Raw genomic sequence first — 24,959 nt, forward strand, 5'->3', positions numbered from 1 at the left:
TAAGTGAACGCTATCGAAATAGACGGAAAAGATTCGGTTTACGCATTAACTTAATCGCTGCACTGGTAAACCGGATAAATTTTCAATAATGACTTTCGCAAGAGATCTATTCTAAGTGAATTAATCAATTTAAAATAAATTTGTTTAATTTTTAAATAAATATAAGATGTATTCTAAATAAATCTTTTAATTTATTTTCTAAATAAAATTGAGTAATATAGTCGGGAAATAATAATATAAACTTTATTAATTAACTCGGGTTTTAAAACCAAGTAATTTGGTCTATTTAAAATAAATTTATATAATAATTAATGATTTATAAAATAATTAAAATATTATGTTTAATACGTGTTGCATATTAATAGTTGTCGCGTTTAATATTAATTAAGCGTTAAGATTTTTATTCTAAAGGGTGGTTTTGAAATGTTAAAGCAAGTTGCTCTAATTGCATTAATGGGGATGTCTGCTTCTGCTATGGCAGGTCAATGGCAAGTTAAAGTTGGTGGTTCTGTAATTTCTCCAACACAAGATACAGATATTCTAAATGGCGCAGTGAATGTAGAAGCTGATCATGAATATGCATTTACACCATCGGTAGAATATTTCTTTAATGACAATATCTCTGCAGAATTATTGTTGGCTACGCCAATCAGCCACGATGTGCTAGTGAATGGTGATTCTGCTCTTAAAATCAAACAATTACCACCAACGTTAACTGCTAAATATAATTTTAAAAATTCAACTCGTTTTACACCATACATTGGTGTAGGTGGTACAGCATTTGTTGCATGGGATGAAAAATCTGATTTAGGTAAAGTTAAGGTAAAAGAAGACTTTGGTTTTGCAGGTCAAATCGGTTTTAACTTCCAGCCAGCGGATGCAAAAAACTGGGGCGTATTCTTTGATGCACGTTATGCACAACTAAGTCCAAAAGTTGAAATCGAAGGTTTAGATCCATTTGATCTAGACATCGACCCAATGGTGTACACCATCGGTTATAGCTACAAATTCTAATCATAAAACGTAGCTCTTTATAATAATAAAAATCAGCGCAACCCCATCTTTAGGGTGGGGTTTTTTTATTGCAAAAAATAACAAATGTAGCGAATGAAAAAATTGAGAGCATATGCCATGTTCATTTACAGTCTGAAAGATAAAGTAAAGAACAATAAATAAGGAATTCATTCATGTCGATCAAATATGGTTGGTTAGTGTGTCTTGGTTTAATGCTAAGTGTTGCGGGGCATGCGGCAAGTTTTTCTTGTGAGAAAGCCAAAACACAAACGGAACATGCCATTTGTGAACATCGTGCGGTCAATGATGCCGATGTGAAAATGGCCACCACCTATCGTATCGTCAGCCGTTTGGTCGCCATGGGGATGCGTTCACAAATTCGTGATGAACAATTGCGCTGGTTAGAATTGCGTGATCGTTGTGGCGCTTCAGTCGATTGTTTAACCCAAATGTATAATTTGCGTCAGCAGAAATTAGATTATCATTTAAATCAGGTTTATCAACGCGCACCTTTTTAAATTTTTCTAGATTTAGGCTTGAAAAATCAGCACATCACTCCAATTCATTAACACATCCAACAATAACCATGTTTATGAATTTTAAGGAGTGATGAATGAGCGAGCAAAGCCAAAAACACAGTTTCCAAGCCGAAGTGGCGCAGTTATTACATTTGGTGACCCATTCTCTTTATTCCAACCCTGAAATCTTCTTGCGTGAACTGATTTCTAACGCATCAGATGCCTGCGACAAATTACGTTTTGAGGGTATCAACCATCCTGAATATTATGAAAATGATCCTGATTTACGTGTACGTATTCGTCTAGATAAAGAAAATAAAACTTTAACTATTTCAGATAACGGCATTGGTCTAAGCCAACAGGAAGCGATTGATCATTTAGGTACGATTGCCAAATCGGGCACCAAAGACTTTATGTCTAAATTAACCGGCGATCAAAAAGCTGATGCACAATTGATTGGTCAATTTGGTGTTGGTTTTTATTCAGGTTTTATCGTGGCCGATAAAATTACTGTGGAATCACGCCGTGCGGGATTGGCTGCAGATGAAGCCGTGCGTTGGAGCAGTGCGGGTACGGGCGAGTTTGATGTCGAGCAAATTCACAAAGCAGAACGAGGTACCGATATTATTTTGCATTTGCGTGAAGATGCACTGGATTATTTAGAAAGCTACAAAGTTAAGCAGATTATCAATAAATACTCTGATCATATCAGTTTGCCAATTCAAATGCAGAAAGAAGTATGGCAGCAAGAAGAAGCCGCTGAAGGTGAAACACCGAAAGCAGGTCAGTATGTGGAAACTGATGAATGGGAAACGATTAATTCGGCCAGTGCGTTGTGGACGCGCAATAAAAACGAAATTAGCGAAGAACAGTACATCGAGTTTTATAAAAACCTCAGTCACGATTTTGACGCACCATTGGCATGGGCGCATAACCGCGTTGAAGGCAGCACTGAATACACCCAGTTGTTGTATGTACCAAGTAAAGCACCGCATAACATTTTTACCCGTGAAGCGAAAGCGGGAATTAAATTGTATGTGAAACGCGTATTTATTATGGATGAGGCAGACAACCTGATTCCTAATTATCTGCGCTTTGTGCAAGGTGTGGTGGATAGCGCCGATTTGCCGTTGAACGTGAGCCGTGAGTTATTGCAAGAAAGCCGTGATGTGAAAACCATCCGCGAAGGCAATACACGTCGTGTGTTGACCATGTTGGACAATTTGGCCAAGTCTGAAGATGAAAAAGACCAAGAAAAATTTAAGCAATTCTATCAAGAATTTGGTTCAGTCTTAAAAGAAGGCTTAGGCGAAGACTTTGGTAACCGTGAGCGTATCCTGAAATTATTACGCTATGCCACTTCAAGCAATGATGACATCAGTACCTCATTGGCGGACTACAAAGCGCGAATGAAAGAAGGTCAGAAAGCGATTTACTACGTTACTGCAGATAACCTGAACGCAGCAAAGCATTCTCCACAGTTGGAGCTATTTAAGAAAAAAGGCATTGAAGTGTTGTTGATGGCAGAACGCGTAGACGAGTGGGCTATGAACTTTGTGCATGAGTTTGATGGCACGCCAATGCAAAACGTGTCTAAAGGTGCAGTTGATTTAGGCGATCTACAAGATGCCGAAGAGAAAAAAGCTTTAGATGCGGCTGCAGAACAATTTAAACCTGTGATCGAGCAATTGTCAGCATCTTTAAGTGCTAAAACCAAAGAAGTACGTGTAACGACACGTTTGGTCGATTCACCTGCCTGCTTAGTGACAGGTGAAGGTGAGCTGTCGCCACAATTGATTCGTATGTTAAAGGATGCAGGACAAGCTGTACCTGATATGAAGCCAATTTTGGAAATCAATCCAGAGCATCCATTGGTGAAAAAATTACAGGACTCAAATCAATTTGATGATTTAGCGCATGTAATATTTGATCAGGCTGTAATTGCTGAAGGTGGTTTGCCTGAAGACCCAGCGGAATATGTGAAACGTATTAATAGCTTGCTGTTAAAGTAAGACTGTTTTCACATGAACGTGATTGAGGATGTGTTGTGCAAATAATGCATCGTCATTTTGCAAAATCATCTTGCAAAAAACCAAGTCTTGCGAACAAGACTTGGTTTTTTAATTTGAATTGATTGTAGATGTTACCTGTTTAGAAAATGGCTTCTAAACGCACTAAAGCACCGAGATAATGACTACGATCTGCACGATCATCATTTAAATAATTGACATCGCCCTGAATAAAGAACCATTCACGTAAAAATGGTTGACGCCAAGAGACAAATGGCCCCCATCGATTTAAACGCAAGTCATCATCGTGATAATAACCGCCTGTATAAATGCCGTAGTTAAAACGGTTACCTGCAAAGAATTGATGTTGTCTAAAGGTGTAGTTGTCCCAAACCAAATCATCATCTTGTTCATCGGCATAGGTCAAGCTAAATTGATTGGACAAGAACGCTTGATTGGGACGGGCGTGTGTTAGCTCCAAGTTGGTTCTGAGATAATTTTCACTGTCGATGCCATAACGGTAAATTTGTTCGGCATGAAAAGAGAAATCATTTTCCAAAGCCCAGTCTTTACTGGCTTTTAAACGCAAATATATATCATCGCCAGAACGCACCCCTAAATCGACATCTGTTTCAAAAGGCAGACGATCGGCAAAGTTGGACCAGCGTAATGCCAAAGAACTGTTGTCTTCACGGCTACGTTTACTGTCTAAGGTTTTGTCTGCAGCATTGCCTGGGTTTTCGTTGGTAATAGCGATGTTATTTTGCAATTCGTTATCCAGTGAGTCATCACCAAAGACGACACTGAGTTTATTTTCAAGCGTAGGCAGTTTGATTTTTCCGCGAATACGAGGTTTGACTTCATATTCATTGTGTTTATCCCAACTGCTATCGACCAAAACCCGTAAAGTAGCTGAGGCAGGCTGTTCAGGGCTTGGTTCACCAAACCAGTTGTCTAACTTAAGTGCTGTTTTATCGGCCCAATTGCGAATATTTTTTTGTCGTTGATCGAACCAGGTTAAATGTTCCGTTTCTGCGGTGGGAGGTACAATGGGTTCATTGGATTGTTCGGGTAACACCGTCGGCGTGGCATCAATCCAACGTGGAATTGTGTAATAAAAACTGTTTTTATCTGCTGCACTTGGCGGAGCGACAGGCAATTCATAAGGTGGCAGTGGAGTATAAGCTTGATCCACTGCTTGAGTCGATTCTTGTGCAAAAGCGGTGCCTGCGACCCCACTTAAGAGACAGCTTAATATAAAAGGCGATGTGTGCGTTATTCTTGACATTATTTACTGATCTTTAAGCCATTATTGCTAGTGTTGAAAATCTATAAGATAAAAGCAAGACTTGGCTACAAAATCATAATATAAACAGCAGTTTTTAGGCAGAAATCTCTTTTTCTTGATACATTTGAAGTGCTTGCCACAATTGTATAGCATCAATCGGTTGTTGTAATTGAGAAATGACTTTTTGAATCATTTGCCAACTCATACCTTGTTGCCGATCTAATAAAATATGTGGTACAGCTTGTTCTGTACGGGACAGTTGTAAACGCTTTTGGCCATGAATAACACGAATTTTTTGTCGTTCTTTCAGTAAAATCAAAGGAGTATGACTCTGCGCTTCACTTTCTTCGAACTGAATAAATTTGGTGGTTAGAATATGTTGTTTGGGAATAAAAGAAAAATAGTGCTCTTGCTGCCACACGATTTGAGCATCAACACTATAGCATTGAAAAAGCTGATTCAAATCAAATAAATTTTCTTGTAATTTTTCCCAAGAAATTTCACGTATTGCTGCAATCTTATGTTCAAACTGTTGGCAAAGGTTTTGAGTCAAACGAATCGCTTGTATTTGATCTAATGTGCCAAGCAACACCAGATATTTAATAAAGTGTCCTTGCGTATTGGTTTGTTCTGCTATATATACCGCACGCGCCAACAGCTGTTGCTGGTCTTCTTCAGGATCAGACAAATGCACCAACACATCGGCATATTGGGTGACTTCTGGTGCTTCAGGCAAAAAGACTCGGTATAACTGCACTGACTCGTTTTGGCTAAGATTGAGCGCAGAAATTGGGCAGCTATATTGGTTTAACAATAGATTATAAGCTAGGGTGGTGCTTGTTTTTGGTGTGATGGCTGGTAGTGGTTGGGCCGTATCTATTGTTGACACGTCTGGCTGAGTTGTGTTCAGCGTTGGATTGGAAATGATCGTTTGATTTGTGATCGGTTCAATAGTGAGTTCATATTCAGTCACGTCTAAAACTTGCGTATCAGACGAGGTCGCTTCTTCTGTAGTGATGTGCTGTGTAATAAGTTCAAATTGAATTGGTGGAGATACAGCTTTATTTTCTTCCGGTTCTGCAGTGGTAAAAATTTGCTGAGTTTTCGCCGCTTCGATCGTTGCCGTTTGTGCTGCTTCTAGAACAGCAGCTTGCTTCAGTTCAGCATCGGTTTGAAGGCAGTGGTATTGTTGCTGCTGTTGCAGCATCCAGCGATAGACCTGCTCTAAATCTTGGAATTCACTGAGTAGAGCGGTGCGTTCAGCAGCAGGAATTAACCAAATTTGCCAGCCTGCTCTAGGTTGATACAAAATCGCCCAACCTGTTTCAGGCTGTTGATAAAGTGCTGATTCTAGTGTTTCTGGTTCTGTAAATACGCCACGAAAAGATTGGGCATATAAACTTTGTTCTGCAAAAGTTGCAGCAGTTTGAATTGGATTTTGTAAGGCTTTAAATGTGAGCAACTGTTTTTGAAAAATCGGTTCATCGCACAGCATAAAAATGTCTTTAATGCGTGCTTTGGCTTTGGCTGTTTCATACAGACTGAGTCTTTTAAGCTTTAAGGCATCGGTTAAGTCGTGTAATTCTTTAATCAACAGTGATTTTTCTAGTGTATTCATTCATGCATACTTAAATATGTTGTTGTGCTTTTTCTAAATAATCGGCCAATACAATATTCAGCGCCAATTCAATCAATTTATATTCTGCCGATTGTGGTTGAGGATAGCGTTTGGCTAATTCGATTAAATGGTTGACCTCAATCGCTTGAGGTGGAATTTTTCTTTGTATAAGTGCTTGAAGTTGTTGCATAGGCATCTGCTATAGCAATGAAAACAAATCACTTTAATTATAAGGATTTAATAAAAAAATACATGCTCAAAATTGTCAGCTTTTGTGCTTTTTTAGACATTATTGACAAAAAATGCGTTTTTTATATGGAAAATAATCAAAAAAATTTAAATCACAGTGCCCAAAAGTACTGACAGTGGGGGAGGACGCAGCTTTTAGAAGCAGTAGGGAGATTTGAAGCAAACTTAGCACTAGAAAAACAAACAGCAGACCGATTTAGACTGCTGTTTGGGGAGAGAAATGGGAGAGGTGAATATAGTCAAAATAAGTGGATACAACGAGAAAATTAGGCGGCTTTTTGCGAAGTTGGCTCATTCACAACAGCTTCAGATGCAGCCGATTCTTTATTCACTTTTTGCGTTGGAAAATCAGGTACATGCACAATTTGAGCAGATACATTTGCAGCAATTGCTAGAAGTGAAACCATCAAAACAGATTTAAACATATTCATGGGAATGTCCATCCAAAGTATTTATGTCTAGACACAAGCTAGACATTGTAGAGAGAGATCTAACTAAATAAAAAATTCACATGAATCATAACAAAGTTTAAAATTTACAAAATGATCATTTCGGCAATCATCCAGAAAATAACAATATAAAACAATATATTAGAGTTTTAGCTCTAGTTTTTTTTAAAGGCTTAAATGGTTGAGATGCCTGCAATATTTAAATTTTGACAAGATTTAATGCGAAAGATTAATGACATTTTTGACAGTGTGAATTCGTGTAATGTTTTAGCTGCGATTGGTTAAACAACCTAAAAGTGCGGTTTTTTTAATCTATGATGGAATTTCAATAACGATAAAGGACAGTGAGAAAATCATGGCAATTGCAAAAGTAGTTGAAGTTAATTCAAGTAGTTCAAAAAGTTTTGAAGACGCGATTCAAACTGGAATCGCGAAAGTGACAGAAACGGTTAAAAATGTCCAAGGCGCGTGGATTAACGAACAAAAAGTAGTGATTAGAGACAATCAAATCGCGGAGTATCGGGTCAATTTAAAAATTAGCTTCTTGGTTGAATAAGCTCGGTGCACTTGAAAGTCCAAAAAAAATCCCGTTTCGGGATTTTTTTGGCGTCTAATCGAGTTGTAAGAACGCTATTCAACTTACGTATATTTTAAGCTTATGCTTTGGGTTCAGGCAGATCGCATTGTTCTGCATCGCAGTTTGCTGCATCTTCAAAATCTAGCTCACTTGCTGTTTCAAGGGCTTTTTGCAGTACTTGCACAAAGACTTCACGTGGCTGCGCACCAGCTAAAGCAATACGCTGATCAAACACAAAGAACGGTACGCCAGTAACGTTTAATTGTTCACGTGCGACTTCTTGGTCAAATTTTACAAAGTCGGCATATTCGTCAGAATCTAGAACATCATCCACTTCTACAGGATTCAGCCCGATTCGTGATGCAACATCTTCGAGTGTTTCACGTTCGCCAATTGCTAAACCTTGAGTCATATAGCTATAGAAAAAAGCTTCTTTGGCTTCGTTGCCCAAGCCTTTGCTTTGTGCCAAATGCACCAAGCGATGCGCATTAAAGGTGTTGCCTGAGTTGGCATTTTCCCATTGAAAGTCAATACCTTCAGCTTTTGCCATTTCGGCAATATTACGCTGCATTTCTTCTACTTCGGCAAGGCTGCGCCCATATTTTTGTGCTAAACGCTCTGAATTAGATACTTCCTGACGCGGTGGTGCATCTGGGTCAAGTTCAAAGCTGTGCCAATGCACTTCTAATTCCACACCTGCCTCTTCAGCAGCAGCTTCCAAACGTTTTTTGCCGATATAGCAAAACGGACAAACAATATCTGACCAAATATCAACGCGCATGAATAATCTCAAATTCTGTTTTTTACTAAGATGGGGATGTTACATAAAATTTAAAGCATACAGCGATGCTAAACTTATTTTTGAGCATCTGGTCAAATACAAGGTGGTATATTCCAATAGTTTAGTAATAAAATAAGTATGAAATCTATACAAATGTGATGGGCTTCACGGTAAGATAAAACAAATATTAAAAATAAGAGGGCACTCATGCGACGGATAGTGCTAATCATTGGGTGTGTAACGGGTATTATTTTTGGGTGGATGTTTTATCAATATAACAGTCAGCAAAAACAAGTTGCGCAATTGCACGCCTATCAAAATGTGATTCATGAAAAAGCTGAACAGATTTTTGTACAGGCACAGGATTGGTCTAAACCGATTCAGATTAATGTGCACGACTCACGCTTAGCGGGTGATTATCAGGTCATGGCAAGTTTTGTGTTGAGTCACATGGTACAAAGTGCCGAAGCGCGTAATAGTTATTTGCGTGAATTAAAAGCCTTGAATTGGGATCAGTTTTTAAATCCTCAACGACTTGCTGCAGACAAAAAACAAGACTATGCCGATACCGAAGCCATGTTAGTGCAAGTGCGTGCCATGGTAGATTTGTATCAGGAGCATTTAGAACAGCATGAAGCGATGGCTCTAGAGCAAATTGAGAATCTTGAAATCAATCATAATTTGCGCCGTCATTTAGCAGAATCTTTATTGGAAAGCCGCCATAATGACCAAGGTTACACATTATTTGAATTAGAAAAGAAAAATTTGGGTAAAGCGTATGTGTTGTTTGCAATTTTAAAAAACAACAAATGGGAGCTCAAAAACAATACCTTTATGTTTTATGAAGATGCAGCCTTGAAAGAATTTAATACCGTATATCAAGAGATGGTGCAACTCAATACGCAAATGCAAGAGATCAGTCAGCAGCATCAGCGGGCCCTTGAAAGCAAGTTATAAGGTCTAGCAAATCCATACATCAAATTGTCAAAAGAATGTCATCTGTTGTTCAAATCTCTTGCCTAAACTGTAGCTGTTGATTTAATGGCTCAGCTAGGCAGGTCCGATATGAACAACATTCAAGTCTTTGATGATATTCAACAACTGTATTTGCAATTTCTGGAAAATAAGAACTACCCGAAACTCGAAAATTTAAATAATTGGGGCAAGAACCGTTACTTCTTTAATCAGCACTTTCGTTTGGTTGAAGATTGGCATCAGACTGAACAAATTGTGATTGAATTTAATCAGCAATATTACTGCTTGGATACAGGCAGCGCCCCAGACTTTATGGACAAAGAACGCTATATGACATGGTTGATGGGAGAGTTGTTAGTTTAAGTTATACAGGTAAATCACAACTGATCAGTCATTTACATATCAAGATAAAAATGCAAAAGAATAAAATTTAAAAATCAGAACAGTTCAAAACAACAAAATAAAAAATCCCCGCATGATGCGAGGATTTTTTTCTTACGAAGACTTTTTACACACGCTCAATAATTGTCGCGATACCTTGACCAAGACCGATACACATGGTTGCTAGACCGATTTGCGTGTCTTGTTGTTCCATCACGTTCAGCAATGTGGTGGTGATACGCGCACCAGAACAACCCAATGGGTGACCAAGTGCAATTGCACCACCGTTCAAGTTCACACGATCTTGCTGATCATAAATGCCTAAGCCTTTAAGAACAGACAAACCTTGTGCAGCAAACGCTTCGTTCAATTCAAAGGTTTGAATGTCTGCAATTGACAAGCCAGCACGTTTAAGCGCTTTTTGAGTTGCAGGTACTGGGCCATAACCCATGATTGCTGCATCGCAGCCTGCAACTGCCATAGAGCGAATCACCGCACGTGGTTTTAAACCTAATGCTTGTGCACGTTCAGCAGACATAAGCAGCATCGCAGATGCACCATCAGACAATGCTGAAGATGTTGCCGCAGTGACCGTACCGCCTTTCGGGTCAAATACAGGACGTAAAGCTTGGAACGCCTCAAGGTTGGCATCTGGACGGATCACTTCGTCGATGTCGCATAGCTGTTTAAAGCCGTTTGCGTCATGACCTTCAATGCCAATGATTTCGTTTTTAAAACGACCTTCTTGTGTTGCAGCCCATGCACGACGGTGTGATTCCACACCAAAAGCATCTTGCTCTTCACGCGAAATACCGTTCATGCGACCCAACATTTCAGCAGTTAAGCCCATCATGTTTGATGCTTTGGCATAGTGCTTCGATGCAGCAGGGTTGATGTCGATACCGTGCATCATGCCCACATGGCCCATGTGCTCTACACCACCAATGATGAAAATATCACCCTGATTGGTTGCAATTTGTGCTGCAGCCGTGTGGATTGCTTGCATTGAAGAACCACACAGACGGTTTACGGTTTGACCCGCTACTGTTTTTGGAAGATCAGCCAGTAATGCAATATTACGACCAATGTTCATGCCTTGTTCTAGGGTTTGGTTCACACAGCCCCAGATTACATCTTCAACTTCGTTGACATCAAACTGGTTACGAGCAACTAAAGCACGAACCAATTCAGCCGATAGACTGTCAGCACGTACATTGCGGAACATACCGTTTTTGGTTTTACCCATTGCAGAACGTACGCCATCAACGATGACAACGTCACGTGGATTTAAAGTAGCCATTCACGTTGCTCCTTAACCGTAGAATTTTTTGTTGTTAGCAGCCATGTCACGCAACATTTGTGGCGCTTCATAAGCCTTACCTAAGTGTGCGTATTTGTCGCAAAGTGCAACGTATTCAGCAACACCTGTTTGGTCGATGTAACGGCATGGACCACCACGGAATGGAGGGAATCCGACACCCATAATCATCGCCATATCTGCTTCAGATGGTGTTGCCACAATGTTGTCTTCTAAGCAACGAACAGTTTCGTTACAGAACGCCAACATCATACGGTCAATGATTTCTTGTGCATCAAATTCGCGTTTTTCAGATGTTGCCACAGATGCTACAAGCTCGTATGCAGTTGGATCAACCACTTTGGCTTTTTTGCCTTTGCGATCCAATTCATATTTGTAGAAACCTACGTCATTTTTTTGACCAAGACGTTTGTTTTCGTACATGACTTGGATTGAGCCTTTAAAGTCTGGCTTCATGCGGTCAGGGAAACCTTCTGCCATAACTTCTGCACCATGAACGCCCGTGTCGATACCGACAACGTCAATTAAGTATGCAGGACCCATTGGCCAGCCGAATTTTTCCATGACTTTGTCGACTTGCTGGAAGTCTGCACCATCTTTCAGTAACAAGTCGAATGCACCAAAGTAAGGGAACAATACGCGGTTCACCAAGAAGCCTGGGCAGTCATTCACTACGATTGGTGTTTTACCCATTTTCTGAGCAAGAACCACAGTGGTCGCAATTGCTTCAGGTGAAGTTTTTTCACCACGAATCACTTCTACCAATGGCATCATGTGCACTGGGTTAAAGAAGTGCATGCCGACAAAGTTTTCTGGACGTTGTAGGTTTTCAGCCAAACGTGTGATTGAAATGGTTGAAGTATTTGAAGCAATGATCGTGTTGTCACGAACATTTTTCTCAGTTTCAGCCAACACAATGCCTTTGACTTTTGGATTTTCAGTCACGGCTTCAATCACGATATCTACTTCTTTAAACTCGTCATAGCTTAAAGTTGGGCGGATACGTGCCAAAGTTTCACCCATTTTGGCAGGTGTCATTTTTTTACGTTCAACTTGCTTGGTCAGCAATTTGTTTGCTTCAGACATCCCCAATGCTAATTGTGGATTGCCGATGTCTTTCATGATAATTGGTGTGCCTTTGCTTGCCGCTTGGTAAGCAATACCACCGCCCATGATACCCGCGCCGAGTACAGCCGCTTGGTTCACAGGATGTGCACCTTTTTCATATTTTTTCGAGGTCTTTTTCACCACTTGGTCGTTGATAAACAAACCAATCAACGCACCTGCTTGAGGCGTTACAGCAGCTTTAGCAAAGCCTTCAGCTTCAGCTTTGAGCGCGTCATTACGTGGCAAGCTTGCACCTGCTTGTAAAGAATCCAGCATGAGTTTTGGTGCTGGGTATTGTGCAGGATTCGCTTTGGCTAATACCGCACCTTTCGCCGTGTTGAACGCCATCATTTGTTCAAGTGGGTTCAATTTTACAGGGTCTAATTTTTCTTGGCGTTTTGCTTTCCAGTCCAAACGACCTGCAATGGCTTGCTTAACCAAGTCCAACGCAGCCGCTTGTAATTGATCTGCAGCAACCACAGCATCTACAGCGCCGTCTTTGAGTGCAGCATCAGGGCGTTTAGGGTTGGCCATTGCCATCCATTCAACCGCATTGTCGATACCAATAACGCGGCTTAAACGAACCGTGCCACCAAAGCCTGGGAAAATACCGAGTTTGATTTCTGGTAAGCCCACCTGTGCTTGGTCTGACATCACACGGTAATCACATACCAAACACATTTCAAAGCCGCCGCCCAATGCCATACCATTGATTGCAGCAACTTTAGGAATGTCTAAATCTTCAAAAGCATTGAAGATGTCGTGAACAGGCAACGCCCAATCCACAATGGCTTGTTCGCCTTGAGCGAAGTTTGCGCCAAATTCGGTGATGTCTGCACCCACGATAAAGGTTGATTTCGCAGAAGTGACGATTAAACCTTTCACTTCATTGTTTGCTTTAACAGCCTCAATCGCAGCTTTAAAGTCTTCAATCGTTGCACGGTTAAATTTGTTGACCGACTCACCTTGTAAGTCAAAGCGGAATTCTGCAATTCCGTCCGAAAGCATTTGGACGGTAATGGCATTGCCAGCGTGGATCATGCCTGATCTCCTTTATTTTGGAGGACTTCTAAGTTGATGTTATGAAGCGTGTGCGATAGTTCTGCACACATATATGCCTCGCTAATCTTACGATAACTATATCTAAAAAAAATATAGCAAGTTGTATCAAGCCGTGACGCAAGGGTCATGATTTTTCTCACAGCGTGGAATTGCTTTTTGACCCGATTTTAAAATCTTATTTTTAAAACACGATGAAGGTGATTGTTTTTTATTCTATTTTTATCGGGTTGGAATACTTTTAGGACTTAGAAAAGCTTGAAAAGTAGAACTTTCAGTGGTTTATTTAGGGCAGATAAGTCAATGCTTGGTTTGGATAGTGACGTTTTATAGCGTGAGGTTGGGTAGGTATACAGAGCGACTTGCAATGCTGTGTTCTATTTTTTGCGATGACCTCATGCGCTGAAATTGAGTAGAATATGCGACATTTTTGAATTTCTGCTGTTTTAAGTATTTGGTTAGTTCTATGTTGAAGTGGATTATTTTGGCGATTTTTATCGCTTCAGCGTTGTATATTCAACAGCGCGGCAAGGTGCGTCATAGTTTTTATCGTCAGTTTTTTGACCATTCGACCATTCTTGCACCGATTAACTATTTAATGTACTTATTTTCTAAAGTGCCGAATCAACCATATATTGACACCCAGCATTTTCAAGATTTAAAAGTTTTAGATGACAACTGGGAAATGATTCGTGATGAAGCCAAAGCTTTATATCAACAGGGCGGTATTAAAGCTTCCAGTAGCTACGATGATTTGGGGTTTAATTCATTCTTTAAAACAGGCTGGAAGCGTTTTTATTTAAAATGGTATGACTCCGCGCATCCATCAGCAGCAGAATTATGCCCAAAAACCACAGCATTATTAAAAACTTTGCCTAGCATTAAGGCGGCGATGTTTACTGAACTAGCGCCCGACAGTCGTTTAGTGCGTCATCGTGACCCGTATGCAGGTTCATTGCGTTACCACTTGGGATTGATGACACCCAATGATGACCGTTGTTTTATTGATGTCGATGGGGAGCGTTATTCATGGCGTGATGGTGAAAGTGTGGTGTTTGATGAAACCTATATTCACTATGCTGAAAATGGCACTTCTCAAAACCGTATTATTTTCTTTGCCGATGTCGAGCGTCCGTTAAAATCACTCTGGATGCAAAAGTTTAATCACTGGTTTGGCAAAAATGTGATGACCGCAGCAAGCTCTCCGAATGAAGCAGGCGATCAGACGGGTGGCTTAAACAAAGTCTTTGGCTATGTCTATCAAGTGCGTTTAAAAGCCAAGGCTTTAAAAGCTAAAAATAGTCGCGTGTACTACTTCTTAAAATGGTTTTTGATGCTCGGGATTTTCTTCTTAATTTTTATTCGCCCTTATGTGTTTTAAAGCATCACAACGCCTTTCGGGGCGTTTTTTTATGATATTTTGAGCAATTTCAGCATCGCGCTTTAATTCCCGGCTACTTTTTTGTATAGAATGAAGCAAATAGGGGAATTTTTATGCAAACGTTTCGTTCTAAAAAAGATTGGTGGGTTTTGGCTTTTGCGATTTGTATGTCTGGTCTATTGATTCAGTTATTGCTGACGATGTACGCCAAAGGCACGATGCCAGAATTTCCTGTGCACACAGGAGTGTATTTCATCACCATTTTTGTGTTGTGGTGGCCTGTGTTCAATACGCGCTATCAGGTCGATGCAGAACGCTTGCAGATTCGTTGTATGTTTTTAAAATGGGATATTCCACGCGACAGTATTCAAAAAATATCTAAAACCAATAATTCGGTCGCGTCACCTGCTTTGTCACTGAAGCGTTTGAAAATTGATTATCTTCAAGCGGGACAGCCAAAATTTGTATTGGTTTCACCTCAAGATCAGACCAAATTTAGTCAGGCCTTGGGAATGGAAATTACCGACTAATCCCTAGGCTTTTAAAGTGAAAGAACACAATCTTGAAGATGAGCAGGGCAGCATCCTTGAGATTCACACAGCATAAGTTGCGGGCTTATTCTATTTTTCGGTGTAATTAATCTGCACTGCAATAAAAAAACATTTCTGATTTTTCAGGATGACTTAAAAAATACAAGGCTAAAATGGGCTCAAGTTCAGTGCGGATTTTTTGCCCCAAATGCCGCACGCCGTAATGAATCATGTCACTGATAAAAATAGACTTTAGCTGCTGCAGTGAATTGAACTTGCGCTGTTGATGCTTCAGGCGATGGTTTAGCTTTTCCAATTCAATTTCGACCAATTGCGGCAGGGCATCAGCAGATACCGCTTAATAATGCAAACTACGGTCAATCCGATTTATAAATTCAGGATCAAATTTACAATGCATGAATTTTCAATGATTGGTTGGATTGGCATACGTTTTAAACACAATTGTTGTATTTTTTGAGGCAATAGATTGAGTTTATTCAAGTATTGTTGTGCGGCCTGAGCGCCTAGATCTAGCTCATAAAAATCATGCTATTGCGAAAGTCTATAGTTTCGGTCTTGCCAACACCTGTCGGGCCAAGCATTCAAGTCACTCGAAGTGGTCGCTCTGTGCTGGAAAAATCGGCCTTGACCACATCCCGCATTTTTTCGATTTCATTCAGCGCTGCATCTTGTCCAATAATCCGTTGACGTAACAATTGCATGACTTGTGTAGGTTCAAAATGAAAGCGCGGCTTGCCAATCAAACGGTCTTTGGCGGATACATACTGATGTGTACTGATCGGCTGGGACGTTGTGGCTTGAATGATCTGTATGCCGTGTAGTGCGGTCGTTATCCTGCACTTTACTGCTGCTGACAAGATGCCTGAGCATAGCAAATCTTGTGTTGCAGACGGATTGTTTTTTCACTGAGCTCATCGTTTTCGTGGATAGATCATGCGATATGCCACAGGATAAAGCTTGAAAAAATCAGACAAAACAGCACATCATGTAAAGAATGCAGCAACAATAGGATGACTCGTGAACCCAAACGCAAGTGAGCATATCGAGAAAATTTTGGCAAATATGACCCAATTGCCAGGGGTTTACCGTATGTTGGGTAAAGACGGGGAATTATTATATGTCGGCAAAGCCAAAAATTTAAAAAACCGTGTGTCGAGTTATTTTGTCAAAACCATCGAGCATCCTAAAACGCAAGCTTTAGTGGCGCGTATATATGATATTGAAACTTTGGTGGTGCGTTCCGAAACCGAAGCATTATTGCTTGAACAAAACCTGATTAAACTGCATCGCCCACCGTACAATATTATGCTGCGCGATGATAAGTCTTATGTTTATATTTTTGTTTCGGCAGATCAGCCTTATCCGCGCATTGCCAGTGGGCGCGGCAAAGGCAAGCATCAGGTTGGTAAGTTTTTTGGGCCATATCCGAGTGCGTATAATGCCCGCGATACTTTGGTGGTATTACAAAAGCTGTTTAATGTGCGGCAGTGTGAAAACAGTTATTTTGCCCAGCGCCAGCGTCCGTGTTTGCAATATCAGATCAAACGCTGTTCGGCTCCGTGTGTTGGATTGATTTCGCCCGAAGAATATAAAGAAGATGTTCATAATTCGATCCGCTTTCTTCAGGGCGATAGCAAAGAACTGAATCAGCAATTGATTGCCAAAATGGAAGCTGCAGCCGAAGCGTTGGAATTTGAAAAAGCAGTCTTTTATCGTGACCGTATGGCATTGCTGCGTGATGTACAGGCACAGCAAGCCATTTATAAAGTCAAAGGTGAAGCCGATATTATCGCAATTGCTTATCAGGCAGGTGTGACCTGTGTGCAAATTATGCACGTGCGCAATGGCAAAATGCTGGGCGGTAAGAGTTATTTTCCAGATATGTTGGGCGATGATTTGGGACAACTGTTGTCCGATTTTATTGCCAACTTTTACTTTCAGGTGGCCGATGAAATTCCAGCGGAACTGATTGTCAATGTGGAAGTGGCAGATTGCAAAGAGTTGGAGCAAGCTTTACAGCAACACTTCGGTAAAAGAATTCACATCAAACATAAAGTGCGTGAAACTCGTGCCGAGTGGCAAGAATTGGCGCAAATGAATGTGCAGCATGCTATTAAAGGTAAACTCGCTAATCACTTTGAATTAAATGAGCGTTTTCATCAGTTAGAACAAGTGGTTGGACGCCCCATTGATCGAATTGAATGTTTTGATATTTCGCACACCATGGGCGAAGACACTGTGGCGTCTTGCGTGGTATTTGACAGTGGTGGTATTCGCAAACGTGATTATCGACAATTTTCCATTCAGAATATTCAGGCAGGAGATGATTATGCCGCCATGCGTCAAGCGCTGACTCGTCGCTATAAAAAAGCCATGTTGCCCGATTTATTGCTCATTGATGGCGGCAAAGGGCAGTTGAATATGGCGATGGAGGTGATGCAGGAATTAGGACTAGATGCCTTTATGATAGGGGTGTCCAAAGGCGAAGGACGCAAACCTGGTTTAGAAACCTTGCACTTTACTGATGGTAGCAAAATTCAGTTGCCTGAAGATCATAAGGCGCTGCATCTGATTCAGCAGGTACGTGATGAAGCACACCGTTTTGCAATTACCAAGCACCGTGCTAAACGTGATAAAAAACGTGGTTCATCGATACTTGAGGTGATTCCAGGCTTGGGGCCAAAACGGCGTCGTGATTTACTCACCCATTTTGGAGGCATACAAGGTGTACTGAAAGCTTCAGAAAAAGAGCTGACTTTAGTGCCTGGACTGGGTGAAGTGATGGCGCGTACGATTTATAAAGTGCTGCATGAATGATGGTTTACTCTAAAAAAGCAGTAATTTATACAAAGGTAAATAGCAAAAAAGTGCATTGACTCTGCCGTCATTGAACATTCACATCAGATCAAAACCCTGTAATATCAACCACAACATTGTTTAAGGAAAAACCATGTCGTTGCTACAGACCTATCAGGCCATTGCCGAACAAGAATGGATCGATATTCCACAGGGTTGGTTACAAGGACGCACCATTTATGGTGGCTTGGTGGCAGGCTTGATGATGCAAAAAGCTCAGCATTGTATTGCCGATCCACAAAAGCGCTTGCTCAGTAGCAGCGTGACTTTTGTTGGACCTGTACAACAAGGTCGGGCACGGCTTACGGCTGAAATTCTTCGGCAGGGTAAATCAGTCACTAGCATTGAGGTGCGTTTGTGGCAGGATGATGCGGTACAAAGCATTTTGATTGCCAGTTTTGGCGTAGCACGTGAATCTAGTATTGTGGTGCAACAGGAACGTACCGCACCAAATTTTGCCCCTGTCAGTGAATTACCAGTTACGCAGCATCACCCTTTAGCACCTGAGTGTTTTCAGCAAATGGATTTGGTCTGGGTAGAAGGGCAGTATCCATTCAGTGCCAGCCATAAACCTGATTTTGCAGGCTGGATGCGTTTTAACCCAAAAAAGCATGCGAATCGTGCGATGACTATTCCCGATTTAATGGTAGCTTTTGATATGTGGCCACCTGGGGTATTGCCGATGTTCAGTCAGCTCGCACCTGCTAGTTCTCTGACATGGCATGTGACCTATATCAATCCTTTGCAAAATCAATTACATGGCTGGATGAAATATAAAGTATTTACTGATCATGCCAGCGATGGTTATGCTACCGAATACGCACACCTTTGGGATGAGCAAGATCGTCTGATTGCGATTGCTCGACAGACCATCACCGTGTTTGCCTAGTGACACCTACTAGCATTTCGTATAAAGTGAAGCCTATTCACGATGACAAATCCTCAAAAAACTTGTGAATATGCAGCGTAAAGAGAGGAAACATTGGCGGTGTCTATGACAACAGGTCGTATCCTGAACATTCCAAATATATTAACTTTGGCTCGAATCGCCTTGATTCCTGTTTTTTTGTTAGTGGCGTATTGGCCTCCTGCAACGGGCGTAAATGGTTACGATGGCGGTATGACACGTCATATTTTGCTGACTTCTATTTTTGTGATCGCTGCCGTGACCGACTGGTTTGATGGCTATTTGGCACGCTCTTTAAATCAGACTTCTGCATTTGGGCGTTTCCTCGACCCTGTAGCAGATAAACTGATGGTGGCTGCGGCATTGATTGTGTTGGTGCAGTGGCAACCTACTATTTCAATGGCTTTTGCAGCGATTGTAATTATTTCCCGTGAAATTACTGTATCTGCATTGCGTGAATGGATGGCTGAGTTGGGCGCACGTACCAGTGTGGCCGTGTCTACCGTGGGGAAATATAAAACGGCATTCCAAATGATTGCAATTTCAGTGTTCTTATTGAACTGGCAGCCTTTAGAAATGTTGGCGTATTTGCTGCTTTATACCGCTGTAATTTTAACTTTGTGGTCGATGTTTATTTACTTAAAAGCCGCTTGGCCGTATTTGAAACAGCCTTAAAGTAGACTGTTAAAAACAGATTCATCCCTAAGTGCTTCTATCATGAAGCACTTTTTTATTAACTGTGAGTTTCTTCTTCGGTATCATCTTCAAAGGTTTTGGCAATTTTTTCAATATTTAAGCTCTTTGCCATCGCATCAAAAATTTCTTTATAAACCCCATTGTGATGATAAAGCGTGTCATGTTCACCATGTTCTGCAATTCTGCCCTCCTTCATGACATAGGTGTAATCGGCATCAATAATTTGCGATAAGCTATGTGAAATGATGATCACGGTACGGCCTTGTTTAATTTCATCCAGACTTTGCTTAATTTGTTCGGTTGCAATAGCGTCTAGACTAGCGGTAGGTTCATCTAAAAAAATAATAGGTGGATTTTTCAGGAACATACGTGCAAGGGCAATGCGTTGTTGTTGGCCGCCTGAAAGCATCAGGGCATCTGAGTCATAAGCCTCAGGCAAATGCAAAATTTGTTCGTGAATGGAGGCTTTTTTTGCGGCCCGAATCACATCTTCTAAGCTAGCATCAGTTTTGCCATAACGAATATTTTCAAAAATAGAGCCTTGGAAAATATGGTTTTTTTGCAAAACTAAGCCGATATGATCACGTAAATACTGAGTATCGATCTGTTGTATGTCTATTCCATCGAGTTGAATCGTACCATTTTGCGGTTCATAGAATTTATCTAATAAACTGATCAGCGTGGATTTTCCCGCCCCCGATAATCCCACTAATGCAGTAATTTTATTGGGCTGGATCTGCATCTGAATGTCTTTGAGTGCATGATGTCCATTCGGATAAAAAAAGTTTACCTGTTGCAGGTCAAACTGCCCTCGAATGATGGGTTTAAGCGTACCACTTGGTTCAATTTCATGCTCGGCTTCCAAAATTTGAAAGAAGCTTTCTGAATAGATCATTGCATCATTGACTTCATCATAAATACGATGCAATGAGCGAATGGGGGCAGAAACATTGCCAAACAGTAACACGTGATACATGATCATGCCGATGCTCATTTGTCCATCTAATACAAAATAAGCCGTTAAAATAATAATCAGCACCACTCCAATTTGTTCAATAAAGCTTTTTAAACCATCAAATAAAAAACTGGTTTGGCGGGTCTGCATTTGATTGTGGGTCAGTTTTTTCTGCAGGGTGAGTTGTTTTTCTGCTTCGATGCTTTCTCTGTTAAATGATTTAATCACGGTGATTGAGTTGATAATGCTAAGAATCCCTTGGCTTTTTTTCTCACGTCCATCACGTAAATTACGTCGCCAACTGCCTAACTTTTGCGCTTGCAGATAGGTCAGCCAAAAATAAATGGGAACAATAACCGTGGCGAGCAAGCCCACATATACATTGGCATAGTACATTAAGCCTAAAGCCACAATCGCACTGGTAAATAGCGGTAAAATATCAATAAAGAAAATTTGCACTAAACGGGTGAGTGAACCAATCCCTCGGTCTATACGTGTTTGTAATTTGCCTGCTTGGTTGTTGTCTTGATTAAAAAAAGCCAAACGGTAACGTAAAAACTTTTCAATAATGCCTTGAGCTAAATCTTGTGAGACAAAAATGCGTAGTTTTTCACCGTAAAACTTCTGTCAAATTGCACAAAGGCATTGATGATTTCTTTGCCCAGTAAAATGACTGAAATCGTGATTAAAATATGCCAGCCTGCCGCAAGTCCTTGTCCCGCTTCAATTAAGGCATTAATGCTATCGACTGCATATTGTAAAGTGAGTGCATTGACTTGGGCGGTAAATGAGCCAATTAAGGTTAAAATCAGGGTTGCGATCACCAACATTCGGTAGGGACGAACAAAGGGACGCAATTTTTGAAACAAATGCCATAAATTCATAAGCTATTATTATCAGCACAATGATTTTAAGTCTAAGGATGAACGTTAGGTCTCACAAGCTAAAAAGCTGAGTCATTTTGTGAGCAGTTTTATCCTAATTTTTAGATTACACAGTAGAGTGGGTTCATCATGAATCTAGAGTTGTTTAGCCCTGAGCCTCGTGACAACATACTGCCTTATGACGGCATTGTACAGGACTATGGTCTGGTGCTGAATGTGGAGCATAGTGCGCGTTATTTACAGTATTTTCTGCAACATTTGGCATGGCAGCCTGATGAAGGTCGGCTCTTTGGTCAGTATTATCGGACCAAGCGCCAAGTCGCATGGTATGGCGATGAGCAGTATCAATATCGGTATTCGGGTGCTTTAAAGCAGGCTCATGTTTGGCTACCTGCTTTGTGGCGGCTGAAACAGCAAGTTGAACAATGGGTCGGGCATCCCTTTAATTCATGTTTGGCCAATTTATATCAAGATGGTACGCAGGGCTTGGGCTGGCATAGTGACGATGAGCCGAATTTAGGAAAAAACGTTGTCATTGCTTCATTGAGTTTTGGAGCAACCCGTAAATTCAGTTTTAAGCATAAACATACGGCATATAAAGTGGATCTTTTATTGCAGAGTGGTCAGTTGCTTGTGATGCGAGGACAAACACAGCAGTATTGGAAACATGCATTAATGAAGTCCAATAAAATTATACAACCCAGAATTAATCTTACCTTTCGCTATTTTCATAGCACTTTCTGAATAAGATCGTCCTCAGTTTTAAATTTTGCCACGTTAGGTTGAGTTCACGTCTAGGCTTAAATCGGTATATAGTATTTCAACCTGTTTTTAAATTTGTTGGGCATTATCCTGCAAAATTTCAATCAGCTTTTGCAAATTGATAAATTCAAAACGGTTTTTAGATGCCAACAGCATCAAGACATAAGGCGCATCTTTAGATGAAAAATGAATCGGTACAGATAAGCCTGCAATATCTGAATCAAGATCGCTATTAGAAAATAATAGCCTTGTTTTTTGATTATGTGCATCAGCTTCAAATAATCATCCGCATCTTTTGCAAAATTAACTTGCCCCAATTCGGCAGAAAAACGCTGGTAATAGTCTAAAATTTTAGCTTTAGGCAAGTGTGCCATAATCATTCTTGGCGATGAGCCGACATAAACAGGACGTGGGTAGCCGCGACCATAAGACAGTAAAGGCGTATCTTTAAAGATTTCGTGATGTACATCAATGCAAGAATCTTGATTAAGCTGGGTCAATAAACAGCAAAATTCAGCATGTTCCGCAATTTTTTCATAAACGGAATGCTGATGGTGACCAATGGATTGGTCGTACGAGAGATAAAATCCAATACCGCAATTGGGGGCCCAAGAGTGTAATCTCACGAGGTGCCACTCATGTGTTGCAACAACTCTGCCGAAACCAACTCTTTTAAATAGCGGTAACTCGTAGGTTTAGATAAACCGAGTTACTCACTCATCGTATCTACATTAGTGACAGCACGTGCGGTTGAATATAAGTCTAAGACTGTGAGAATCTTGCCAAAGCTAGACAGTGCTATGCGGATTTACCCATTCAACCCAAAAGGATGATGTCACTTTATATCAAAAAATAGCCAGACCAATCGACTTTTTACAGAGGGAATTAAGTGTACTAGGGATCAATCTCCCCATTCTTTTAGGTTTGTCGATGTTATCAATTTGAAACAGGATTTAAGGTTGAACGCCGTGAGGGTCACGATACCAGCTTTCAATCAATAGTGCTGCGGCAAGACTGTCGGCAGCGAGCTTTTTGCCACGGCCTTGAGCTTGATAATGATCAAGCTCATCACGTGCTTCACGTGTAGTTAGGCGTTCATCGACCATTAGGGTATGGATATTGCTTTGATGGCGTAAGCGTTTAGCAAACTTACGCGCACGGGTAGATAGTTCCGACTCACTATCATCCATATTTAAAGGCAAGCCCACTAGAAATAATTGCGGCTGATGTTGCTTGATAATTTTTAGCAAGTTTTCCCATTGCGGAATGCCATCTTTCATGGGGAAAAGGGCGAGTGGGGTTGCACTTTCAATCAGTGCCTGCCCCACAGCCATGCCCATTTTTTGGGTGCCAAAGTCAAATGCCATAATGGTTTGGGCTTGAGTCGTTTCAGGCATGACCAATCTCTGAAGATAACCAAGTTGGATCTACGCCCATTTTGCGATATGCGGCATCCCAACGGTCGTCATAAGGTAAATTGAAAATCAAATCCATGTCCGATTCACAAATGAGCCAATCGCCACGGGCAATTTCTTGTTCCAGTTGCTGTTTGCCCCAACTGGCATAGCCCAAGGCAATTTGGTAGCGTCCAACGCCTTCATTGTGGGCAATCGCATCTAAAATATCTTTAGAGGTGGTGATACAGACATTTTCACCCACTGCGATAGATGAATGCCAAGTTGGCTGCCCTGTGTGTAAAACAAAACCTGCCTCAGGTCGTAATGGACCACCTTGTAGAACTTCGTGAGGATGCACATTATCTGCATCAATATCTAAATCATTGAGCAATTCTTTGATTTGGATACCCGATGGACGGTTGAGAATAATGCCTTGCGCACCGTCTTCATCATGACGTGCCAAATAGATGACGGTGTTTGCAAAAAACTCATCATTCATATCGGGCGGGGCTATGAGACAGCGATGCGTCAGATATTGTTTAGTCACCTAAGCAATTCTCCTTAATCTGAGGTGGTGGCAAACAGAACTGTAAACCTACTTGGAAACGTAAACGAGTTACAGCCAAATCATACAAATATACATTTCTTAGCTGTACTTATCCCATAAAACCACTGTGATGACAACTTTGCTTTGGTAAAAGTGAGACAAAGTATAAATAAAAGAATAAATTTAAAATTTAGAAAAAATGATGTCATTAAATTTATCTATTTAGTTACAAAGTTGAAGATATAGAAACATAATAATTGATTGCTTTATTATCTTTGTGATGTGGGTTTGTTTAAATGTTTTGGTGTATATTTTTTAATCTACTTTTAATTTTAACGAATGTAATTTCTGTTTTTTAATTGCAAAATAGGCGGTTTTATTGAATTTATATTCTCTTTTATTAAATATTAAGTTTGTCTAATGAATAGTGGTTTTTTTAATATAAAAAATCTATAAGTTTGTTTATTTTTCTTGTAAGCTTTGTGCTTTTGTGTAAAATTTATCTTTTTTATAGCTTGATATGTTTCAATAAATATACATAAAATACATATTGAAACAAAAAATAATTGAGAGGTGGTCCCACTTGTTTGAACAACTAAAAGCGTATTTATAAGTGATATTCCGCTCTAGTTAAGCCACCTTGTTTTGTTGGGGTAGCTGATCATAGTAAAACTCATTTG

Annotated in this window: 21 protein-coding genes and 4 pseudogenes; 13 read left to right on the forward strand and 12 right to left on the reverse strand. The window is 40.5% G+C overall.

Annotated elements, in window-relative coordinates; all coding sequences use genetic code 11:
* The 4 genes and pseudogenes from L6C30_RS12315 to htpG all read left to right on the forward strand — a co-directional run.
* Nucleotides 1–89 (forward strand): annotated as a pseudogene (locus tag L6C30_RS12315) (IS5/IS1182 family transposase); the annotation flags it as partial.
* A 334-nt stretch (nucleotides 90–423) separates the two neighbouring features.
* On the forward strand, nucleotides 424–1,014 hold the full coding sequence (locus L6C30_RS12320) for an OmpW family protein (protein WP_019836113.1): 591 nt from the start codon (nucleotides 424–426) through the stop codon (nucleotides 1,012–1,014).
* A gap of 173 nt (nucleotides 1,015–1,187) precedes the next feature.
* A complete protein-coding gene (locus L6C30_RS12325) occupies nucleotides 1,188–1,532 on the forward strand; it encodes a lysozyme inhibitor LprI family protein (RefSeq protein WP_019836112.1) in 345 nt (114 codons plus the stop codon).
* A gap of 95 nt (nucleotides 1,533–1,627) precedes the next feature.
* Nucleotides 1,628–3,544, forward strand: coding sequence for a molecular chaperone HtpG (gene htpG, locus L6C30_RS12330; RefSeq protein WP_019836111.1), 1,917 nt, complete (start codon nucleotides 1,628–1,630; stop codon nucleotides 3,542–3,544).
* Nucleotides 3,545–3,683: 139 nt separating this feature from the next.
* On the opposite strand, the gene L6C30_RS12335 is transcribed toward htpG, so the two are convergent.
* From L6C30_RS12335 to L6C30_RS12350, 4 genes are all read right to left on the reverse strand, one after another.
* Nucleotides 3,684–4,829, reverse strand: coding sequence for a hypothetical protein (locus L6C30_RS12335; protein ID WP_236163182.1), 1,146 nt, complete (start codon nucleotides 4,827–4,829; stop codon nucleotides 3,684–3,686).
* A gap of 94 nt (nucleotides 4,830–4,923) precedes the next feature.
* Nucleotides 4,924–6,447 (reverse strand): hypothetical protein, encoded by a 1,524-nt coding sequence (locus L6C30_RS12340; protein ID WP_236163183.1) that lies wholly within the window; start codon nucleotides 6,445–6,447, stop codon nucleotides 4,924–4,926.
* A 10-nt stretch (nucleotides 6,448–6,457) separates the two neighbouring features.
* Complete coding sequence (locus L6C30_RS12345) at nucleotides 6,458–6,637, reverse strand: hypothetical protein (RefSeq protein ID WP_019836108.1); 180 nt, start codon at nucleotides 6,635–6,637, stop codon at nucleotides 6,458–6,460.
* Between the two features lie 325 nt (nucleotides 6,638–6,962).
* The gene (locus L6C30_RS12350) at nucleotides 6,963–7,127 is read right to left on the reverse strand and encodes a hypothetical protein (RefSeq protein ID WP_236163184.1); all 165 of its coding nucleotides are present in this window, start codon (nucleotides 7,125–7,127) and stop codon (nucleotides 6,963–6,965) included.
* A 373-nt stretch (nucleotides 7,128–7,500) separates the two neighbouring features.
* Between L6C30_RS12350 and L6C30_RS12355 the strand changes: the two genes are divergently transcribed.
* Nucleotides 7,501–7,701 carry a dodecin family protein gene (locus L6C30_RS12355; protein WP_236163185.1) on the forward strand — a complete coding sequence of 67 codons (201 nt, stop codon included), beginning with the start codon at nucleotides 7,501–7,503 and terminating at the stop codon, nucleotides 7,699–7,701.
* A 100-nt stretch (nucleotides 7,702–7,801) separates the two neighbouring features.
* Here L6C30_RS12355 and L6C30_RS12360 read toward each other — a convergent pair whose 3' ends face one another.
* Complete coding sequence (locus tag L6C30_RS12360; protein ID WP_236163186.1) at nucleotides 7,802–8,503, reverse strand: DsbA family oxidoreductase; 702 nt, start codon at nucleotides 8,501–8,503, stop codon at nucleotides 7,802–7,804.
* A 207-nt stretch (nucleotides 8,504–8,710) separates the two neighbouring features.
* Here L6C30_RS12360 and L6C30_RS12365 point away from each other — a divergent pair, with 207 nt between their 5' ends.
* Both L6C30_RS12365 and L6C30_RS12370 read left to right on the forward strand, forming a co-directional pair.
* Nucleotides 8,711–9,460: a hypothetical protein gene (locus L6C30_RS12365; protein WP_026437984.1), complete on the forward strand. Its 750-nt coding sequence runs from the start codon at nucleotides 8,711–8,713 to the stop codon at nucleotides 9,458–9,460.
* A gap of 108 nt (nucleotides 9,461–9,568) precedes the next feature.
* Complete coding sequence (locus tag L6C30_RS12370; RefSeq protein ID WP_070155466.1) at nucleotides 9,569–9,841, forward strand: hypothetical protein; 273 nt, start codon at nucleotides 9,569–9,571, stop codon at nucleotides 9,839–9,841.
* 145 nt (nucleotides 9,842–9,986) lie between these two features.
* Here L6C30_RS12370 and fadA read toward each other — a convergent pair whose 3' ends face one another.
* Nucleotides 9,987–11,159 (reverse strand): acetyl-CoA C-acyltransferase FadA, encoded by a 1,173-nt coding sequence (gene fadA / locus L6C30_RS12375; RefSeq protein ID WP_004975824.1) that lies wholly within the window; start codon nucleotides 11,157–11,159, stop codon nucleotides 9,987–9,989.
* Nucleotides 11,160–11,171: 12 nt separating this feature from the next.
* The gene (gene fadB, locus L6C30_RS12380) at nucleotides 11,172–13,325 is read right to left on the reverse strand and encodes a fatty acid oxidation complex subunit alpha FadB (RefSeq protein WP_019836102.1); all 2,154 of its coding nucleotides are present in this window, start codon (nucleotides 13,323–13,325) and stop codon (nucleotides 11,172–11,174) included.
* 484 nt (nucleotides 13,326–13,809) lie between these two features.
* Between fadB and lpxO the strand changes: the two genes are divergently transcribed.
* Together lpxO and L6C30_RS12390 are read left to right on the forward strand one after the other, a co-directional pair.
* Nucleotides 13,810–14,724 (forward strand): lipid A hydroxylase LpxO, encoded by a 915-nt coding sequence (gene lpxO / locus L6C30_RS12385; RefSeq protein ID WP_019836101.1) that lies wholly within the window; start codon nucleotides 13,810–13,812, stop codon nucleotides 14,722–14,724.
* Nucleotides 14,725–14,837: 113 nt separating this feature from the next.
* Nucleotides 14,838–15,254 (forward strand): PH domain-containing protein, encoded by a 417-nt coding sequence (locus L6C30_RS12390; protein ID WP_019836100.1) that lies wholly within the window; start codon nucleotides 14,838–14,840, stop codon nucleotides 15,252–15,254.
* A gap of 106 nt (nucleotides 15,255–15,360) precedes the next feature.
* Here the strand turns inward: L6C30_RS12390 and L6C30_RS12395 are convergent.
* A pseudogene (locus L6C30_RS12395) lies at nucleotides 15,361–15,976 on the reverse strand (hypothetical protein).
* 316 nt (nucleotides 15,977–16,292) lie between these two features.
* On the opposite strand from L6C30_RS12395, the gene uvrC reads away from it, so the two are divergent.
* From uvrC to pgsA, 3 genes are all read left to right on the forward strand, one after another.
* Complete coding sequence (uvrC, locus tag L6C30_RS12400; protein WP_070155468.1) at nucleotides 16,293–18,092, forward strand: excinuclease ABC subunit UvrC; 1,800 nt, start codon at nucleotides 16,293–16,295, stop codon at nucleotides 18,090–18,092.
* Nucleotides 18,093–18,225: 133 nt separating this feature from the next.
* Entirely contained in the window at nucleotides 18,226–19,020 is a 795-nt protein-coding gene (locus L6C30_RS12405; protein ID WP_019836097.1) for a thioesterase family protein, read from the forward strand.
* 105 nt (nucleotides 19,021–19,125) lie between these two features.
* The gene (gene pgsA, locus L6C30_RS12410) at nucleotides 19,126–19,713 is read left to right on the forward strand and encodes a CDP-diacylglycerol--glycerol-3-phosphate 3-phosphatidyltransferase (protein WP_168417596.1); all 588 of its coding nucleotides are present in this window, start codon (nucleotides 19,126–19,128) and stop codon (nucleotides 19,711–19,713) included.
* A 58-nt stretch (nucleotides 19,714–19,771) separates the two neighbouring features.
* Here pgsA and L6C30_RS12415 read toward each other — a convergent pair.
* A pseudogene (locus tag L6C30_RS12415) lies at nucleotides 19,772–21,573 on the reverse strand (ABC transporter ATP-binding protein).
* Between the two features lie 129 nt (nucleotides 21,574–21,702).
* On the opposite strand from L6C30_RS12415, the gene L6C30_RS12420 reads away from it, so the two are divergent.
* On the forward strand, nucleotides 21,703–22,317 hold the full coding sequence (locus L6C30_RS12420) for an alpha-ketoglutarate-dependent dioxygenase AlkB (protein ID WP_019836094.1): 615 nt from the start codon (nucleotides 21,703–21,705) through the stop codon (nucleotides 22,315–22,317).
* 87 nt (nucleotides 22,318–22,404) lie between these two features.
* Here L6C30_RS12420 and L6C30_RS12425 read toward each other — a convergent pair.
* From L6C30_RS12425 to L6C30_RS12435, 3 genes and pseudogenes are all read right to left on the reverse strand, one after another.
* Nucleotides 22,405–23,137, reverse strand: a pseudogene (locus L6C30_RS12425) (IclR family transcriptional regulator).
* Nucleotides 23,138–23,288: 151 nt separating this feature from the next.
* Nucleotides 23,289–23,732, reverse strand: coding sequence for a Holliday junction resolvase RuvX (gene ruvX, locus L6C30_RS12430; RefSeq protein WP_019836093.1), 444 nt, complete (start codon nucleotides 23,730–23,732; stop codon nucleotides 23,289–23,291).
* Complete coding sequence (locus tag L6C30_RS12435) at nucleotides 23,725–24,279, reverse strand: YqgE/AlgH family protein (protein WP_026437983.1); 555 nt, start codon at nucleotides 24,277–24,279, stop codon at nucleotides 23,725–23,727. The genes ruvX and L6C30_RS12435 overlap by 8 nt, the downstream gene beginning before the upstream one ends.
* Between the last annotated feature and the right edge of the window lie 680 nt (nucleotides 24,280–24,959).

This window comes from Acinetobacter sp. KAM396 (assembly GCF_021602765.1).
Lineage (GTDB): Bacteria > Pseudomonadota > Gammaproteobacteria > Pseudomonadales > Moraxellaceae > Acinetobacter > Acinetobacter towneri_A.

Excerpts from the sequence above, each read along its gene's own strand:
- L6C30_RS12320 (WP_019836113.1), top strand. The coding sequence starts at position 424 with ATGTTAAAGCAAGTTGCTCTAATTGCATTAATGGGGATGTCTGCTTCT.
- L6C30_RS12325 (WP_019836112.1), top strand. The coding sequence starts at position 1,188 with ATGTCGATCAAATATGGTTGGTTAGTGTGTCTTGGTTTAATGCTAAGT.
- htpG (WP_019836111.1), top strand. The coding sequence starts at position 1,628 with ATGAGCGAGCAAAGCCAAAAACACAGTTTCCAAGCCGAAGTGGCGCAG.
- L6C30_RS12335 (WP_236163182.1), bottom strand. The coding sequence starts at position 4,829 with ATGTCAAGAATAACGCACACATCGCCTTTTATATTAAGCTGTCTCTTA.
- L6C30_RS12340 (WP_236163183.1), bottom strand. The coding sequence starts at position 6,447 with ATGAATACACTAGAAAAATCACTGTTGATTAAAGAATTACACGACTTA.
- L6C30_RS12345 (WP_019836108.1), bottom strand. The coding sequence starts at position 6,637 with ATGCAACAACTTCAAGCACTTATACAAAGAAAAATTCCACCTCAAGCG.
- L6C30_RS12350 (WP_236163184.1), bottom strand. The coding sequence starts at position 7,127 with ATGAATATGTTTAAATCTGTTTTGATGGTTTCACTTCTAGCAATTGCT.
- L6C30_RS12355 (WP_236163185.1), top strand. The coding sequence starts at position 7,501 with ATGGCAATTGCAAAAGTAGTTGAAGTTAATTCAAGTAGTTCAAAAAGT.
- L6C30_RS12360 (WP_236163186.1), bottom strand. The coding sequence starts at position 8,503 with ATGCGCGTTGATATTTGGTCAGATATTGTTTGTCCGTTTTGCTATATC.
- L6C30_RS12365 (WP_026437984.1), top strand. The coding sequence starts at position 8,711 with ATGCGACGGATAGTGCTAATCATTGGGTGTGTAACGGGTATTATTTTT.
- L6C30_RS12370 (WP_070155466.1), top strand. The coding sequence starts at position 9,569 with ATGAACAACATTCAAGTCTTTGATGATATTCAACAACTGTATTTGCAA.
- fadA (WP_004975824.1), bottom strand. The coding sequence starts at position 11,159 with ATGGCTACTTTAAATCCACGTGACGTTGTCATCGTTGATGGCGTACGT.
- fadB (WP_019836102.1), bottom strand. The coding sequence starts at position 13,325 with ATGATCCACGCTGGCAATGCCATTACCGTCCAAATGCTTTCGGACGGA.
- lpxO (WP_019836101.1), top strand. The coding sequence starts at position 13,810 with ATGTTGAAGTGGATTATTTTGGCGATTTTTATCGCTTCAGCGTTGTAT.
- L6C30_RS12390 (WP_019836100.1), top strand. The coding sequence starts at position 14,838 with ATGCAAACGTTTCGTTCTAAAAAAGATTGGTGGGTTTTGGCTTTTGCG.
- L6C30_RS12405 (WP_019836097.1), top strand. The coding sequence starts at position 18,226 with ATGTCGTTGCTACAGACCTATCAGGCCATTGCCGAACAAGAATGGATC.
- pgsA (WP_168417596.1), top strand. The coding sequence starts at position 19,126 with ATGACAACAGGTCGTATCCTGAACATTCCAAATATATTAACTTTGGCT.
- L6C30_RS12420 (WP_019836094.1), top strand. The coding sequence starts at position 21,703 with ATGAATCTAGAGTTGTTTAGCCCTGAGCCTCGTGACAACATACTGCCT.
- ruvX (WP_019836093.1), bottom strand. The coding sequence starts at position 23,732 with ATGCCTGAAACGACTCAAGCCCAAACCATTATGGCATTTGACTTTGGC.